Raw genomic sequence first — 16485 nt, forward strand, 5'->3', positions numbered from 1 at the left:
CTTAATTGACCGTGGGACGGTCGGTGTCGAGGCGGCGCAGGTAGTCGCGTTCGAATTTGGGAAGGTCGATGTCGCGGGCCGCTTCGTTGAAGGCGCGTTGCTGCGCCTGGCCGGCGGCGGTGCGCTGGAAGCAGATGTGCACTGTGCGCTCGTGGAACAGGTTATCGGAGAAAGTAATGCGTTCGCGCTCGGCGCGAGTGAAGTGTGGGCCGGCGAGCAAATGGCGCAGCACGCGCTTTTCGACCACCATCGCATCAAAACGTTTGCTGAGAAGCTTGCGCAAGTTGGTCTCGTCGTTGACGCTCTCCTGCACATGCAGTACGCCGCGCCGCACCAGGCCATCAAACTCTTCGCCATTTGAATACCCGGCTACCGTGCCGATGCTGGCCCCACGCAGCTCGCGCATGGTGGAGGCGACAACGGGCGCTTCCTTCAAATACGCCAGCACATTGACGGTGCTGCCGATCGGTGTGGAGAAGTGGCATTGCGTTTCGCGCTGCGGCGTGCGCCAGACGGCCAGCAGGCCGGCATAGCGCGGGTCGTTCATCCCCACTTCAAGGGTACGCTTCCAGGGATAAAAATCGATGCTGGCAGTACTTCCGATGCGCGCGAACACGGCCAACGAAAAGGCGCCGGCAACGCCATTTTCAGGCAAGGAGGCCGATACGAACGGCGGCCATTCGTCCGATGCGAGCCGCACTGCGGAACCGGCGACAGCGCTGCCTTGCCATCCAAGCAGCAAGCCAAGCCCCCAACCGATCACCTGCACAACACGCATGGTTCCCCGCCTTATGTAAAGAGGAGTAATGATCCCATGGAAGTTGATATGAAGCAACTTCCGCAAAGGCAGCGCAGATATTGGATAATAGCGCTTTACCGTATCGCCTCTGACCGTGACTGAACCAAAGACCCTGGCCGACCGCATCGAGGACGTGCTGCCGCAAACCCAATGCACGAAGTGCAGCTACAAGGGTTGCCGACCGTATGCGGAAGCGATTGCGTCCGGTGAAGCGAACATCAACCAGTGCCCGCCCGGCGGCGCGGAAGGTATCCGCCGTTTATCCAGCGTTACCGGGCGTCCCGTCATTCCCCTGAATCCCGTCAATGGCTTCGAGCGCCCGCGCGCGGTGGCCTTCATCGACGAGTCGCTTTGCATCGGCTGCACGCTGTGCATCCAGGCCTGCCCGGTCGATGCGATCATGGGCGCGGCCAAGCAGATGCACACGATCATTCCGGAAGACTGCACCGGCTGCGACCTGTGCGTGCCGGCCTGCCCGGTCGACTGCATCGTCATGTACCCGGTAACCGAGACCACCGGCTGGGATGCCTGGACGCAGCCGCAGGCCGACGAGGCGCGCGACCGCCACGACTTCCGCCTGGCGCGCCTGATCCGCGAACGCGAAGAGAACGACGCACGCCTGGCCGCCAAGGCCCATGCGAAAGCCGCCGCGGTGGAGCGTCTCGCCCCGGAGAATGACGCCGAAGCAGCCGAGAAAGAACGCAAGCGCCAGATCATTGCCGCCGCCATGGCGCGCGCCCGCCAACGGGGTGAAGGCAGCCAAGACAAATGAATCCAGCAAAACGACTAGAGATCTTCACCCGCCTGCGCGAAGCCAATCCGAACCCTGAAACCGAGCTGGAATACACGACGCCCTTTGAATTGCTGATCGCCGTGCTGCTATCGGCGCAAGCGACCGACGTGGGGGTGAACAAGGCCACGCGCAAGCTGTATCCGGTGGCGAACACGCCGCAGGCAATCCTGGACCTCGGGCTCGACGAGCTGACCGAATACATCCGCACCATCGGCCTGTACAAGACCAAGGCCAAGAACGTGATCGCCACCTGCCAGATCCTGGTGGACCAGTACGGCGGCGAAGTGCCGCAGACGCGCGAAGAACTGGAGCAGTTGCCGGGCGTGGGCCGCAAGACCGCCAATGTGGTGCTGAATACAGCCTTCCGGCAGATCGCGATGGCAGTCGACACCCATATCTTCCGCGTCTCCAACCGCACCGGCATCGCACCGGGCAAGAACGTGGATATCGTCGAACAGAAGCTGATGAAGTTCGTGCCGAAGGAATTCCTGATGGATGCGCACCACTGGCTGATCCTGCACGGCCGCTACACCTGCGTGGCACGCAAGCCGAAGTGCTGGAACTGCATCATCGCCGAGCTGTGCGAATTCAAGGGCAAGACGCCCGCCCCCGCCGACGCCTGAAAACCGGTAACCCCGGCCGAAGCCGCAGGCCATGGAACAGGCGGGTCTGCCCCTTGGGCCTGACCCTGGTTTACCGGTTTAGAGCAAAACCATATTGTCGCGGTGAATCAGCTCATGCCCTTCGACGTAGCCGAGGATCGCCTCGATCTCGGCGGAAGGCTTGCGCTTGATACGGCGGGTTTCGGCGCTGGTGTAGTTGCTGATGCCGCGTGCGATGGCGTGACCGTCTTCACCGATGCAGGTGATCACCGCGCCGCGGCCGAATTCGCCGTGCACTTCAATCACGCCGATCGGCAGTAACGACTTGCCCTCTTTCGCCAGTTTCTGCACCGCGCCCGCATCCAGCACGACCTGGCCTGCGGTGTGCAGGTGGTCCGCCATCCATTGCTTGCGCGCCGTAAGGTGGCCGGTTTGTGCGGACAGTTCGGTGCCGATGCTCTCGCCGCCCGCCAGGCGGGTCAGCACGTCGGCTTCGCGGCCGAAGGCGATCACGGTATGCGCGCCGGATTTGGCGGCGCGCTTGGCGGCCAGGATCTTGGTCAGCATGCCGCCGCGCCCCAGCGAGGAACCGGCGCCGCCAGCCATGGCTTCCAGTGCCGGATCGCCGGCGCGGCCGTGGGTGATCAGGTATGCCGCCGGGTCCTTGCGGGGGTCGGCGCTGAACAGGCCGCGCTGGTCGGTCAGGATGATCAGCGCATCGGCTTCAATCAGGTTGGCCACCAGGGCGCCCAAGGTGTCGTTGTCGCCGAACTTGATTTCGTCGGTGACGACGGTGTCGTTCTCGTTGATGATCGGGACCACGCCCAGGCGCAGCAAGGTGGTCAGCGTGGAGCGCGCGTTCAGGTAGCGTTCGCGGTCGGCCAGGTCGGCGTGGGTCAGCAGGACTTGCGCGGTGCCGATGCTGTGCTCGCGGAAGCTGGTTTCGTAAATCTGCGCAAGCCCCATCTGGCCCACGGCGGCGCATGCCTGAAGTTCGTGTATGTCCGTCGGTCGCTTGTCGAAGCCCAGGCGCAGCATGCCTTCGGCTACGGCGCCGGAGCTGACCAGCACAACTTCCTTGCCCATTGCACGCAGGGCGGAAATCTGTGAGGCCCAGCGGGCAATAGCGGCATGATCGAGCCCACGGCCGTCATTGGTGACGAGCGAAGAGCCCACTTTGATGATAATGCGGGTGGAGTTCTGGATAAGCGAATTCATAGGACGGCAAAGTCTTCTCAAACAAAAGGTGGCGAAACTTCTGGTGATGCGCCGGGCACGATGATGCCGGCTTGCCGCAGACAGTGCGCGCCCCCGCGGTTAGCAGGGGCGGCAAAGATAAGAGGTATCCTCGATTTTAATCGAGAACTTTGAAGCGTGGGTCATCCGGGTCGATGGAGGAGATGCCGCGGGCTTCTTCGGTCATCTGCACTTCTTCCGCGCGCTGCTCGGAGTAGCGCTGCTGCTCAAGGTGCAGGTAGATGGCGTTGACCAGTTCCTGCGTGCCTTCGTGGGACAGCGCGGAGATCTCGAACACAGGCCCCTTGAAGCCGAACTTCTTGACGAAGTCCTTGACCTTCTTGGCGCGTTCTTCTTCCGGGACTACGTCCAGCTTGTTCAGCACCAGCCAGCGCGGCTTGTCGCCCAGCGCTGGATCGTACTTCTGCAGTTCCTTGACCAGGGCCTTGGCTTCCTTCACAGGATCGACAGTCGCCTCGAACGGCGCCAGGTCGACGATGTGCAGCAGCAGGCCGGTGCGCGACAGGTGGCGCAGGAACTGGTGGCCCAGGCCCGCACCTTCAGAAGCGCCTTCGATCAGGCCAGGAATGTCCGCGATCACGAACGACTTTTCGTGCGACACACGCACCACGCCCAGGTTCGGGTGCAGGGTGGTGAACGGGTAATCGGCGATCTTCGGACGGGCATTCGACACGGCGGTGATGAAGGTCGATTTGCCGGCATTCGGCATGCCCAGCAGGCCAACGTCGGCCAGCACCTTCAGTTCCAGGCGCAGCTCGCGGCGTTCGCCGTCTTTGCCGTCGGTCTTCTGGCGCGGTGCGCGGTTGGTCGAGGTCTTGAAGTGGATATTGCCCCAACCGCCCTCGCCGCCTTTGGCCAGCAGTTCCATCTGGCCGTGCTCGGTCATGTCGGCGATGATTTCACCCGACACTTCGTCAATCACCAGGGTACCGACCGGCATACGCAGGAAGATGTCGTCCGCACCCTTGCCGTAGCAATCGGAGCCGCGGCCGGATTCGCCGTTGCCGGCACGGTGCATCTTGGAATAGCGATAGTCCACCAGCGTATTGACGTTACGGTCGGCTACCGCCCAGATGCTGCCGCCCTTGCCGCCGTCGCCGCCATCAGGGCCGCCGAACGGACGGAATTTTTCACGGCAAAAAGAGGCGCAACCGTTACCGCCGCTGCCGGCGATGACTTCGATTCGTGCTTCGTCAATAAACTTCATCTGGTAGTACTCCGAATAACCTCGCCCTACAGGGCAAGGTGTGAGATAAGCCGGGTGCGCATCGATTGGCCAGTGTCCCGTTTTGGGCTAGCGTGCGCCAGTCGGCAAAAATACTGTATCTATTTACAGCAAAATTCTGGTTGGCCTACTGCCTTATGCTAGCGCAGAAAGCTGTAACGTTTCCCCATTTCTGCTCGCATTGGACACATTCACAACGCGAGGCCGAAAGGTATCGCAGGACTGGGAATTAGAGAATGAACTAGATCATTCTCCGTCGCGGACGTGCGACGCTGGCTGCAGGAATCTCCGGCCTTCATGGCGGAGGGGACGTCAATGTGAACCACCTTAAAAAACCAAAAAGGCCCTACCACTGGCAGAGCCTTTTGATAGAAGGCTTTCGCCTTACTGTACCTGTATTTGCTGTATTAAGCAGCAGCTACGACGGTAACGTACTTCTTGCTTTCCGGACCCTTGGTCACGAACTTCACAACGCCGTCCACCAGTGCGAACAGGGTGTGGTCCTTACCGGTACCGACGCCTTCGCCAGCGGACACTGGGGTGCCGCGTTGACGGATGATGATGCCACCAGCATTGATGGTCTGGCCGCCGTACACTTTAACGCCAAGGCGTTTTGATTCAGAGTCGCGACCGTTGCGGGTAGTACCGCCGCCTTTTTTGTGTGCCATTTAGTTACTCCTTGATAGCTCGGTGAGTCTTGATGAACAGCGATTAGCCGTTGATCGAAACGATTTGGATTTCGGTGAAGTTTTGGCGATGGCCTTGACGCTTCTGGTAGTGCTTACGACGACGCATCTTGAAGATACGTACCTTGTCGTGACGACCTTGTGCGACTACTTTCACCAGAACCGATGCACCTGCAACCAGTGGAGCACCAAACTTGATGCTGTCGCCCGCGCCAACGGCGAGGACCTGGTCGATAGTGATTTCGGAACCAATGTCAGCCGGCAACTGTTCTACTTTAATTTTTTCGCCAGCAGCAACTTTGTATTGTTTGCCACCGGTTTTTATGACCGCGTACATGATTGGAAACCTCTTGGATTGTTAATAAGTCTCCCTTGCTCGACGCCCAAAAACAACAAGGCGAAAGCCGGGGAACCGCCGATTATACATAGTTTCGGGAAACGGGTCAAAAGGTATTGTCGGCGGGCGGCCCACGTGGTATGTGGGCAACGAGTAACGTATAATCGCGGCACTCTTACCAACCTTACCAGTAGGTTTGCCTTGTCGAACAACGCCCAGAACAACATCATGAGCACCATTGCCGCCGATATGGACGCGGTCAATTCGGTGATCCGCCAGCGCCTCCACTCGGAAGTGGCGCTGGTCAACCAGATTGCTGAATATATCATCAGCGCGGGCGGCAAGCGAATCCGACCAGTCCTGGTCCTGCTGGTAGCGAATGCCTATAGCTATAAAGGCGTCGGCCACCATGAACTGGCCGCCGTGGTGGAATTTATCCACACCGCGACCCTGCTGCACGATGACGTTGTTGATGAATCGTCAATGCGCCGCGGCCGCCAGACTGCCAATGCGCTGTTCGGCAATGCGGCTTCGGTCCTGGTGGGCGACTTCCTCTACTCCCGCGCCTTCCAGATGATGGTGTCGCTGGATTCCATGCGCGTGATGCAGATCCTGTCCGATGCGACCAACGTGATCGCCGAGGGCGAAGTGCTGCAGTTGCTGAATATGCACGACCCGGACGTGAGCGAAGAAAGCTACCTGCAGGTGATCCGTTCCAAGACCGCCAAGTTGTTTGAGGCGGCAGCGGAACTGGGGGCGCTGGTGGCAGGTGCGTCGGACGCCGACATCGACGCGGCCGGCGAATACGGCCGCTCGCTGGGCACTGCCTTCCAACTGATCGACGACGTGCTGGATTACGCCGGCGATGCGGAAGAAATCGGCAAGAACGTGGGTGACGACCTGCGCGAAGGCAAACCTACCCTGCCGCTGATCTGGCTGATGGAAAACGGCACCGAGGAGCAGCGTGCTCTGGTCCGCTCCTGCATCGAGAACGGCGACGAGCAGCACTTCGACACCATCCTGGCCGCCATCACCAATAGTGGAGCCCTGGATTACACCCGCCGCGCCGCCCAAGTGGCCGCGCAGCGCGCCATCGATGCGATTGCCGGCATGCCGGACGGCGTCTACAAACAATCCCTGCTGCAGTTGGCCCGCTTCTCAGTGGACCGCAGCCACTAAAGAACAAGGCGCCGAAATCGGCGCCTATTTTCTTACTGCGTTTTGATTGCGGCAATGCGCCTTTTGGCGAAGTAGGCCTTCCAGGCATGCGGCGCGGCCGAAGGGTAACGCAGCTTGCCCAGCGCCAGCCATGCATCGCGGTAGGCCAGCCAGCTACGCTGCCGGTCAGGCGGGATTTTCATCTGGCTCATTTCACGCTCGGCAGCGGCGGCATCTTCCATTGTGAAGGACGGCAGCTTTCCGGCTTCGAACTCCAACAGCGAGCTGAGGATCTCCTCAACCTGCGCCGTGTCAACCGCATGGCGCCGCACCGACAGCAGCGCGGCCTTGTCGGCATCGCTCCAACGCGCCGAGATGGTGTCAATGCGTGCGTTACGTTCCTGGTCGCTCAATTCCAGCTTGATCGCAGCGCAGCGCGACAGCAGGTGGCTGTTTGCCGCGTCATCGCACATATCGATCTTCGGCGACGGCCCTTCCTTACCGGTTTGCATACGTGCCAGCCTGGCCAGGCGTGCTTCGATCTCGGTGGGTTCGGAACGGCAGGCAGCCATCTTCGCCACCGCATAGTTGCGTGGCCCGCCCAGGCCATTCGCGTACAGCATCATCAGGATATCCTGCCTGTCGGTCGCAAAGGCGCAGTGCCGCGCTCTCACATAATCGAAGTGCACGCCAATGCCGTAATACAGCTTGTCTGCGTCGCAGTCCTTCAGTGCCGCGGCCTGCTCCGCCGTCGGTCGATGCGGGAACGGGAACGTGGCCAGCTTGTGGATCTCACATTCCGAAGTGTCGGCATGCGCACTGGCGGCCAGCGCAAGCAAAGTGGTAGCGAAGGCTTTGTGCACTTAGAGGATCTCTTTGACCGTTTCCGGCGGGCGGCACAGGCGCACACCCTTGTCCGTCACCACGAAGGGACGGTTGATCAATTCCGGATGGGCCATCATGGCGTCGACCAGCTTATCTTCCGACAGCGACTCATCGCCCAGGCCAAGCTGGTCGTACAGCTCTCCCTTGTTGCGCATGGCGCCGCGCGCCGTCAACCCGGCTCGCGCAATCAGGTCGACCAGCACTTCGCGCGATGGCGGCGCCTTCAGGTATTCGACGATTTCCGGCTCAATGCCCGCCTCGCGGATCAGCGCCAGCGCGCCACGCGAATTGCTGCATGAGTTGTTGTGATAAATGGTGATTCCCATGGTGCAAATGAAGTTAATCCAAAGCCGCACTATAGCACCTGCAAAGGTGTTGATAAATCCACAAAATTATGGGTAAAATTAATTCACACCGTCGGGGTGTAGCTTAGCCCGGTAGAGCGCTACGTTCGGGACGTAGAGGCCGGAGGTTCGAATCCTCTCACCCCGACCAGATTCTTAACTAGTCCGCACCTGGATTGATCTCAATTGTCCCGCTGGCGATGTCCGGCGCCAGAATTACGGCTGCGCTTTGCTCCCGCTCCACCGACGCGGAAAGCGTGGTGCCGGCGATACGTGCTTGTGGTGGCGTCGCCGACGACCAACCATGAATGTGGAGCGTCAGGCCGTTCCACCATGGCTTCCAGCTTCCCTCGCGCTGCTCGAACAGTATTTTCAGGCTGGATGGCGATTCCTCACAGCGAATGCGTTGGCGCAGGAAGCTGCCGCGCTGGAAGGCCAGGCTGACGCCATCGTCGCCATAGAGGCCGCCATGGCAGTCCGCGCCCGGATAGACGTGGAGTTCCAACCGCCCCTCAGGCACGAAGGCAGTACTTTGAACCAGCGGCTGCTTCGGAATAATCGCGCCGGGGCGCACGTAGACCGGCAACTGGGCGATATCCGGCTTGACAGTCTGGCTTTTGCCGTCCAGGCGCCGCCCGGTCCAGTAGTCATACCATCCCTTGTCGGGCAGTTCCACGTTGTAGTCGCCAGGAGACTCCAGCGTCGGCGATGGCGCCACCAACAGGTCGCCGCCCACCATGAACTGGTCCTCCGATCCGCCAAGCCGGTCGCCATTCGCCAGCACTGCGGGGAAATTGAGGAAGACGGGCCGCAGCATGGGAATGCCGGTGCGGCTGTTCACTTCTGCAGCGGCATACAGGTAAGGCATCAGCCGGTAGCGTTCCGATATGAAGCGGCGGCGAATCTCGACCTGAGCAGCGTCGCCCACCCATGGCTCCTGATCGGACCGGCCGGTTTCCGCATGGGCGCGGAATAGCGGCATGAAGGCGCCAAGCTGGAACCAGCGCGTCAGCAATTCTGGTGACGGACGTTCGCCGGCGTAGCCTCCAACGTCATTGCCGGAATAAGAGAAGCCGCTCAAGCCAAGATTGACCAGCTGCTGCACGCCCATCTTGAGATGCTGCCAGCTCGATACGTTGTCGCCGGTCCATGTCGCGGCGTAGCGCTGGCCACCGGCATAGGTAGCACGGGTCAGCACGAATGGCCTCACGTCGGGCTGTAGCCGCGTCAAGCCTTCATACGTGGCGCGCGAATTGAGCTGGCCGTAGACGTTGTGCATCTCAGCATGGTTCGTGCTGCGCGGTGCGAAGTCGTCGCTCTCGATCCGGTGCACAACGTCAAGCGGCATAGTCTTGCTTGGCACGTTGAAGATGGACGGCTCATTCATATCGTTCCAGAAGCCCGCCACACCGTCGTCCAGGAATCCCGCATACAGATCGCCCCACCAGCGTCGGGCCCGGGCGCGGCTGAAGTCGGGGAACACCGCTGCGCCGGGCCACACATCGCCCGAGTAGTACCGGCCGCCCGGAAGCTTCAGGAAAACGTCTTGTGCGGCACCGCTGTCGTAAGCCGCGTAGCCCTGCCCCGGCGCGTTGGCGATATGCGGGTCCGTTATCAGAACCAGGCGGACGCCCTGCCCGCGCAGCTCTGTTGCAAGCTGACGCAAGTCCGGAAAGGCAGTACGGTTGACGGTGAAGGGACGCGAGCGGTCCTGGTAATCGATGTCCATGTAGATCACATCGGACGGAATGCGTTCGCTGCGCAGGCGCTGCGCGATCGCGCGCACTTCGGCATCGCTCTTATAGCTCCACTTGGATTGCTGGAAGCCCAGCGCCCATTGCGGCATCAACGGCGCAGCACCGGTCAAGTGCGCGTATTGCTGCAGCACGTCCTTCGGCGCCGGCCCGGCCATCACGTAATAGTCGACCGGGCCGCCCTCGCCTCTGATCGACAGCACGCCGCGTTCAGATTTGCCGAAATCGAAGGTGGTGCGCCAGGTATTGTCGAGGAACATTCCGTAGGCCTGGCCACGGTCGCTCACCGTCATGAAGAACGGAATCGTTTTGTATAGCGGATCGGTCGCCTGCGTGAACTTGTAGGTGTCCGAATTCCACATGGTGTAGGCACCTCCCTTGCGGTCGAAGGTGCCGGTCTTGTCGCCCAAACCGAAGATATGGTCGTCGCCGCTCATGCGGCCGCGCATACGGAAGCCGCCTAGCGGCGATATCGCGTTGCGGCCGGCAAGGTCAGCCAACAGCAGCTTGCCGCCGCCATCCAAAACGTCTGTTCGCAAGGTGCGCAGGTCGATGCGAGCGCCGATATCCGCAGCGGCCACTTGCACCGTATCGCCGTTGCGCGTGACTTTCATCGGCAACCGGGCGTTGCGTGTTGCGGCCGGTACCGCCCATGAAGCATCTTCCGGTAATTTTTCGCGTCCCATGCGGATGCGCACGATGCCGCTGGCCGGCGCCGATACTTCAAGCACCACGCCGCCGCGCGACAGCACCATGCGGTCGACGGTTTCCGCGTGCAGCGCGCCGGCTGCACACAGCGCGAAAACCGCTACGACACTACTGGGCCGCATACATGGACGAGTACTTCGCGCCGAAATAGAGTATGAAGGCGTAGCAGGCGGCAGGCAGCATGAACGATGCCTGCACGCCGATGGCATCTGCCAGCGCGCCTTGTGCGAACGGCACCAGCGCACCGCCGACAATAGCCATGCACAGGATGCCAGAGCCCTGCCCGGTGTACTTGCCAAGACCGTGCAGCGCCATGCTGAAAATGGTCGGGAACATGATCGAGTTGCACAGGCCCACCGCGAGGATCGCCCACATGGCCACGCTGCCCTTGGCAAAGGTCGCCGCCAGCACCAGGGCGATCGCCACCAACGAGTTGACGGCCAGCGTCTTGCCCGGGCTCGCCACGCGCATCACGACGAAACCGATGAAACGGCCAACCATGGCGCCGCCCCAATAGATGCTCACATAGCTTGCCGCGTCGGCATGCGCCAGGCCCGCAATATGCGATTCGCCGAGGAAGTTGATCAGGAAGCTGCCGATGCTGACTTCCGCGCCGACGTACAGGAAGATGCCGATTGCGCCCAGCACCAGGTGGCGGTGGGCCCAGGCCGAACCATGCCCCTCGCCCGCCAGCGAAACGTCTTCGCTATCGGCGATCTGCGGCAGTCTGGCGAAGAAGAACAGCACGGCCAGGAGTGCCAGCGCACCGGCCAGTGCGAGGTAAGGGCCACGCACGGTGGCCGCATCGGCAACGGCCCCCACCGCGGCGCCGGCCGTCGACAGGATCAGCAAGCCGCCAATGGCCGGGCCGATGGTGGTGCCGAGGGAGTTGAAGGCCTGCGTCAGGTTCAGGCGGCTGGATGCCGTGCGCGGCGGACCGAGCACGGTGACATACGGATTGGCGGCAACCTGCAGCACGGTGATGCCCGATGCCAGCACGAAGAAGGCAAACAGGAACAAGCCGTAGCCGCCGAACGAGGCCGGGTAGAACAGTACGCAGCCACCGGCTGCAATCAGCAGGCCGGTTACCGCGCCCTTCTGGTATCCAATGCGGCGAATCAGGGCGCCCGCCGGCAGCGACACGATGAAGTAGGCGCCGAAGAAGCAAAGCTGCACCAGCATCGCCTGGAAGTAGGACAGCGTGTAGATCGCCTTCAGGTGCGGAATCAGCACGTCGTTCAGCGAGGTAATCAAACCCCACATGAAAAACAGCAATGTGACGATGACCAACGCGCTGGTGTTGGTTCCGTTCTGTGCGCCGCCTGACGCTTGTGGCGGCGCAGCCGGCGTGGTGTTGGGTGCCATGGATGCCATGATTATCTCCTCAATTCTTTATATTTAGATGCCGGCAGGTGGGTGCGGCAGGTCGCCGCCATGCGTGCCCCAGCCGGCCGTATCAGGCTGCGGTGCAAGCTTGAACGACAGGGTACCAGCACCCTGCAGCTGTTCCCAATCCAGCCACACGCGCGACAGCGGGCGTCCGCCCCACTGCACCGACTGCACGAAGCGGCGCTCGCCCGGCTTGGCCTGCGGCGCTTCAATGCGCAGCGTGCGGCCCTGCGGCAGGTCGATCTCGACGCGTGCAAAGCGCGGCGCATGCAGCAGGAAACGCCCGCTGCCCGGGGCATCCGGATACAGCCCAAGTGCGCTGAACAGGTACCAGGCCGACATGGTGCCCAGGTCGTCGTTGCCGGTGACGCCGCTTGGTCCGTTGCCGAACAGGGTTTCAGCCGCGCGCAGCACGGTCGTGGTTTTCCACGGTTGTCCCATCAGGGTATACATCCACGGCGCGTGCAGGTCCGGTTCGTTGTTCGGGTTATAGCGGAACTGGCTGTAGTAGCTGTAGGCACCCACCACCCACGACTTGCGCACGGCCGACGGGTCAGCCAGTACTGCGTCGTAATCAAAGAACTGGTCAAGGCGCTGCACGGCTTTGGCCTGCCCGCCCATGGCTGCGGCCAGGCCGGGAATATCCTGCGGCACCAGCCATTGGTACTGCCAGGCCGTGCCCTCATGGAAGCCGCGCTCGGCGCGTGGGTCGTAGCTGCCGTCCAAGTCGATAAACCAGCTGCCGTCCAACACGCGTGGGCGCGGGAACCCGCGTTGCCCGGTCGGGGCGTCGATCACCGACGGATCCCACACCTTGCGCCAGTTCAAGGCACGCTGCTCAAGCAAGCGGGCATCATTGGTCTGGCCAAGCGCCTTGGCCATGATCGCCAGCGAGCTGTCGGCCAGCGCATATTCCAGCGTCGCAGAAGCGCCGTGATGGGGGTCGATGTCCATGCCCTTGGAGATGAAACCGCGGTCATACTGCACGAAGCCCTGGCCCAGGTAGTTTGGGTTACCGGCGCGGCCTTGAGCGCGGATGCGCGATGGCGGAACGCCGAATGCATTTTCGCGCAGCGCGGCGTAGGCCTCCCGCTCTCGGCCCTTCAGGGCGCCGAAGCGCCACAGGTCAACCAGGAACGGGGTGACGGGATCGCCGGTCATCACATTGCTGTCGAAGTTGGCGTAGCCCCAGCGCGGCAGCCAGCCGCCCTGCTCGCGGATCTTCAGTACCGAATTGGCGATGTCGCGCGAGCGCTGCGGACGCAGCAAGGCAAGCAACTGGTTTTGCGCGCGGTAGGTGTCCCACAACGAGAAGAACTCGTAGTAGGTCCAGTCCCTGGCGGAGTGCAGCGCTCCGTCATAGCCGCGATAGCGGCCATCAGCGTCACTACCGGTCAGCGGCTGCAACAATGCGTGGTACAGGGCGGTATAGAACACGGTGCGGTCGTCGTTGCTACCGCCTTCGATGCGTACGCTGCCCAATTCTTTCTGCCATGCCGCCTGAGCTTTTTCGCGCATTGCATCAAAGGTGAGCGGCTTGGCGCCGGCCATGCTTTCGGCTTTCAGGTTGGTGCGCGCGCCTTCCGCATCGACGTGGGAAATCGCGCTGACCGCCGTCACCGCCTGGCCATTCTTGAGGTCAAAGGTCAGCCACAGGCCATGCGGGCGGCTGTCGCCCTGCTGGCTCGGTCCCTTCACGCCCGCCCAGCCGCCGCGGTCATCCCAGATACCGTTGGCGATGAAAGGCTGGTCGAACACCATGCGGAACCAGGTGGTGTACTGGGCGCCGCCGCAAAAGCTCTTGGTGACAATCTTGCCTTCGACGCTGCGCTCATCGAGCACGCGCACCTCGCTGCCGACCACGGAATGGCGTTCGTTGGCCTGGCCCAGGTTGAGCAGCACATGGCCGTTGGCGGTGCCAGGCGCAAAGGTGTAGCGCTCGGCTGCGGCGCGGGTCAGCGCCGTGGCCTCGGCGGTAATGCCGCCGTAGCTGGTGAGCTGCACTTTGTAGTAGCCCGCCTGGCCGACCTCGCCCTCGTGGCTGTAGTCGGCGGCGTAGCGCTTGTAGTTGAAACTCTCCGCTTTCCTGGTATCGAAATCGCCGCCGGGGCCGATGCTGCCGGTGACCGGCAATACCGAAAGCTGCCCGCCCTGCTCCCAGCATCCGGCACCGGACAGGAAGGAATGGCCGAAGCCGCGGATGCGCGCATCGCTGTAGTGCCAGCCTGCGTAATGCTCGCCGGCCGGGCTGACCTGGATCATGCCGAAAGGAGCCGAGGCGCCGGGGAAGGTATTGCCTTCGTCCTGGGTACCGATGAAGGTGTTGACCGGCATGTCGGCCGGTGCTGCGGCAAGCGGTAGCGCAAATGCAGCCAGCAGGATCGAGCAAAGGGTAAAGCGGATTGCTTTCATTACGAGGCGTCTCCTTCGAGCAATGCGAATAACTGGTGCATGGCGGCGGGCGGCGGCGGTGTTGCGCCGGACTGCAGGCAGGCGGCGGAACCGGCAGCCAAAGCGGCGTGCAGGTGGGACTGCAGCGAACGCTCCGGATGGCGCGCGAGGCTGTGCAACAGGCCGGCCACACTGGCGTCGCCCGCGCCGACCGTATCAACCACGGAGACTGCCGGCGCACGGGCATCGGCGCGCTGATCGCCATGGAACAGGCTTGCGCCCTGGCCGCCGCGTGTCAGCAGGCAGTGCGCCGACGGCGCGGTTGCGCGCAATTGTCGCAGCGCCTCGTCAATCGGCAAGCCGGGGAACAGGCCACGCAAATCGTCGTCGGAGACCTTGATCACGTCGGCCAGCTCCGCCATGCTGCGCAGGGTTGGCGCATAACGCTGGTCCATCAGGTTGCGGTAGTTCGGATCGTAGCTGATCGCCACACCCTGCTCCTTCAGCTTTTCAGCCAGCGCCACCAGGTTCGATGCCAGGGGCTCGCGCGCCAGGCTGATGCCGCCGAAATGCGCCCAGCGCAGGTCGCGCGACCAATATTCCGGCAGCGCCGCCGGATCGAAATGCAGGTCGGCGCTGTCGTCGCCGATAAAGAAGTAGCGCGGCGGTTCGCCCTGCTCCACGATGGCCAGCAGCGGCGAGCGCTCAACGCGCTGCAACAGGCGCAAGTCCAGACCCACGGCCTCGCTGGCGGCCCACAACGCATCGCCGAATCGATCGCGGCTGATGGCGCCGGCGAAGGCGGTGCGTTCGCCCAGCACGGCCAGCGCACGCGCCACGTTCCATACCGAACCGCCGACGCGGCTGGCCCAGCGCTCATCGCCCTGGTAAATCATGTCGGTCAGCGCCTCCCCGGCGCACAGCATCAGTGGTGCATCATGCATGATCGCCCGTCCTCAGCGCCGCCACGATGTCGTAGCAGGCGCCCATGGTGTGGTAGTCCACTTTGCCGGCAGGGCTCTTTTCATCGCCCAGTTTCCGGTTATCGCCGGACAGGATGCGGTACCAGGCACCATGCTCATGGTCGACGAAGTGGGTCCAGCTATAGGCCCAAAGGCGCTGGTACCAGTCCCAGTATTCTGCGTTTCCGGTGCGCTTGGCCAGCATGGCTGCAGCCGCAGTGCTCTCGGCCTGTACCCAGAAATACTTGTGCGGGTCGCACACAGTCAGGTCCGGCGCCAGCGAGTAAGCCAGGCCGCCATGGACGGCATCCCAACCTTTGTTCACGGCAACCTGGAACAGGCGCTCCGCGGTCGGCAACAGCCAGCCCAGGTCCTTGTTCAGCACCCCGCCGCGCGCTTCCAGTTGCAGCAGCAGCTTGGCCCATTCGGTGAAATGGCCTGGCTGGTAGCCCCATGGGCGGAACAGGTTTTCCGGGTCGTCGATATTGAAGCGCCAGTCCGGCTGCCAGTTTGCGTCGTAATGTTCCCAGATCAAACCGCCGCAACGTTCTGCCTGGCGCTGGGTGATGTTGTAAGCGACGGTGTAGGCGCGCTCCAGGTAGCGCTGCTGGCCGGTGGCCTGGTGCGCTGCCAGCAGCGCTTCGCAGGCGTGCATATTGGCGTTCTGGCCCCGGTAGCTGGAAAGCACGCTCCAGTCGCGGCAGGCTTCGTCGGCGTAAAGGCCGTCCTGCTCATTCCAGAAGCTCTTTTCCATCAGTTCAAAAGTTTCGCCAATCCAGGCGCGCGCTTCCTCCAGCCCCGCCATCGTGGCGTGCGAGTAAGCGAGCAGCACGAACGCCTGGCCGTAAGCGTGCTGGGTGTCGTCCTCCACGTCACGGCCGTTCAACATCCAGGCGTAGCCGCTACCTGAGGGGTCGCGGTGTACCTCGCGCAGGAAGCGCAGCGCATGACGCGCGCCTTCCAGGTAGGCCGGTTCATGGAAGTGGCGGTAGGCCATGGAATAGGTGAACACGAAGCGCGTGCTGCTGACCAGGTGCCGGTGCTGGGCGTCGTAGACAGTGCCGTCGTCCTTGAAATAGTGGTAAAGGCCGCCGGCCGGATCGATCGCGCGCGGGTGGTAAAAGCGCATGGTGTGGCGCGCGTGCTCGAGCAGGACGTCCGGGTTGCGGAAATTAGGGAGAGTGGTCATGTTTGG

General features: G+C 62.4%; 15 protein-coding genes and 1 tRNA gene. 4 read left to right on the forward strand and 12 right to left on the reverse strand.

Annotated elements, in window-relative coordinates:
- Window position 1: 1 nt before the first annotated feature.
- Entirely contained in the window at window positions 2-778 is a 777-nt protein-coding gene (locus ACQ4MM_RS03435; RefSeq protein ID WP_431476056.1) for a substrate-binding periplasmic protein, read from the reverse strand.
- A gap of 115 nt (window positions 779-893) precedes the next feature.
- Here ACQ4MM_RS03435 and rsxB point away from each other — a divergent pair, with 115 nt between their 5' ends.
- Together rsxB and nth are read left to right on the forward strand one after the other, a co-directional pair.
- On the forward strand, window positions 894-1571 hold the full coding sequence (gene rsxB / locus ACQ4MM_RS03440) for an electron transport complex subunit RsxB (RefSeq protein WP_431476057.1): 678 nt from the start codon (window positions 894-896) through the stop codon (window positions 1569-1571).
- Complete coding sequence (gene nth, locus ACQ4MM_RS03445) at window positions 1568-2215, forward strand: endonuclease III (RefSeq protein WP_431476058.1); 648 nt, start codon at window positions 1568-1570, stop codon at window positions 2213-2215. The genes rsxB and nth overlap by 4 nt, the downstream gene beginning before the upstream one ends.
- Before the next feature lie 78 nt (window positions 2216-2293).
- On the opposite strand, the gene proB is transcribed toward nth, so the two are convergent.
- From proB to rplU, 4 genes are all read right to left on the reverse strand, one after another.
- Entirely contained in the window at window positions 2294-3412 is a 1119-nt protein-coding gene (gene proB / locus ACQ4MM_RS03450; RefSeq protein WP_431476059.1) for a glutamate 5-kinase, read from the reverse strand.
- A gap of 136 nt (window positions 3413-3548) precedes the next feature.
- Complete coding sequence (gene obgE, locus ACQ4MM_RS03455) at window positions 3549-4658, reverse strand: GTPase ObgE (RefSeq protein ID WP_431476060.1); 1110 nt, start codon at window positions 4656-4658, stop codon at window positions 3549-3551.
- Between the two features lie 425 nt (window positions 4659-5083).
- Window positions 5084-5344: a 50S ribosomal protein L27 gene (gene rpmA / locus ACQ4MM_RS03460; protein ID WP_431476061.1), complete on the reverse strand. Its 261-nt coding sequence runs from the start codon at window positions 5342-5344 to the stop codon at window positions 5084-5086.
- A 43-nt stretch (window positions 5345-5387) separates the two neighbouring features.
- Entirely contained in the window at window positions 5388-5699 is a 312-nt protein-coding gene (gene rplU, locus ACQ4MM_RS03465; RefSeq protein WP_055933037.1) for a 50S ribosomal protein L21, read from the reverse strand.
- A 228-nt stretch (window positions 5700-5927) separates the two neighbouring features.
- On the opposite strand from rplU, the gene ispB reads away from it, so the two are divergent.
- A complete protein-coding gene (ispB, locus tag ACQ4MM_RS03470) occupies window positions 5928-6878 on the forward strand; it encodes an octaprenyl diphosphate synthase (protein ID WP_431476062.1) in 951 nt (316 codons plus the stop codon).
- Window positions 6879-6910: 32 nt separating this feature from the next.
- Here the strand turns inward: ispB and ACQ4MM_RS03475 are convergent, their stop codons facing one another.
- Window positions 6911-7720: a hypothetical protein gene (locus ACQ4MM_RS03475; RefSeq protein ID WP_431476063.1), complete on the reverse strand. Its 810-nt coding sequence runs from the start codon at window positions 7718-7720 to the stop codon at window positions 6911-6913.
- Entirely contained in the window at window positions 7721-8068 is a 348-nt protein-coding gene (gene arsC / locus ACQ4MM_RS03480; RefSeq protein WP_431476064.1) for an arsenate reductase (glutaredoxin), read from the reverse strand.
- Window positions 8069-8160: 92 nt separating this feature from the next.
- On the opposite strand from arsC, the gene ACQ4MM_RS03485 reads away from it, so the two are divergent.
- Window positions 8161-8237 (forward strand) — tRNA-Pro (locus ACQ4MM_RS03485).
- A gap of 9 nt (window positions 8238-8246) precedes the next feature.
- Here ACQ4MM_RS03485 and ACQ4MM_RS03490 read toward each other — a convergent pair.
- From ACQ4MM_RS03490 to ACQ4MM_RS03510, 5 genes are read right to left on the reverse strand one after another with little or no spacing between them, the layout of a single operon-like run.
- The gene (locus ACQ4MM_RS03490; RefSeq protein WP_431476065.1) at window positions 8247-10670 is read right to left on the reverse strand and encodes a TIM-barrel domain-containing protein; all 2424 of its coding nucleotides are present in this window, start codon (window positions 10668-10670) and stop codon (window positions 8247-8249) included.
- Window positions 10657-11922, reverse strand: coding sequence for a sugar MFS transporter (locus ACQ4MM_RS03495; RefSeq protein ID WP_431476066.1), 1266 nt, complete (start codon window positions 11920-11922; stop codon window positions 10657-10659). Before ACQ4MM_RS03495 ends, ACQ4MM_RS03490 begins: the two co-directional genes overlap by 14 nt.
- 24 nt (window positions 11923-11946) lie before the next feature.
- Window positions 11947-14349 (reverse strand): GH92 family glycosyl hydrolase, encoded by a 2403-nt coding sequence (locus ACQ4MM_RS03500; protein ID WP_431476067.1) that lies wholly within the window; start codon window positions 14347-14349, stop codon window positions 11947-11949.
- Window positions 14349-15272 carry a carbohydrate kinase family protein gene (locus ACQ4MM_RS03505; RefSeq protein WP_431476068.1) on the reverse strand — a complete coding sequence of 308 codons (924 nt, stop codon included), beginning with the start codon at window positions 15270-15272 and terminating at the stop codon, window positions 14349-14351. Before ACQ4MM_RS03505 ends, ACQ4MM_RS03500 begins: the two co-directional genes overlap by 1 nt.
- Entirely contained in the window at window positions 15265-16479 is a 1215-nt protein-coding gene (locus tag ACQ4MM_RS03510; protein ID WP_431476069.1) for an AGE family epimerase/isomerase, read from the reverse strand. The genes ACQ4MM_RS03505 and ACQ4MM_RS03510 overlap by 8 nt, the downstream gene beginning before the upstream one ends.
- Between the last annotated feature and the right edge of the window lie 6 nt (window positions 16480-16485).

Source organism: Massilia eburnea (assembly GCF_050709955.1).
GTDB lineage: Bacteria > Pseudomonadota > Gammaproteobacteria > Burkholderiales > Burkholderiaceae_D > Rugamonas > Rugamonas eburnea_A.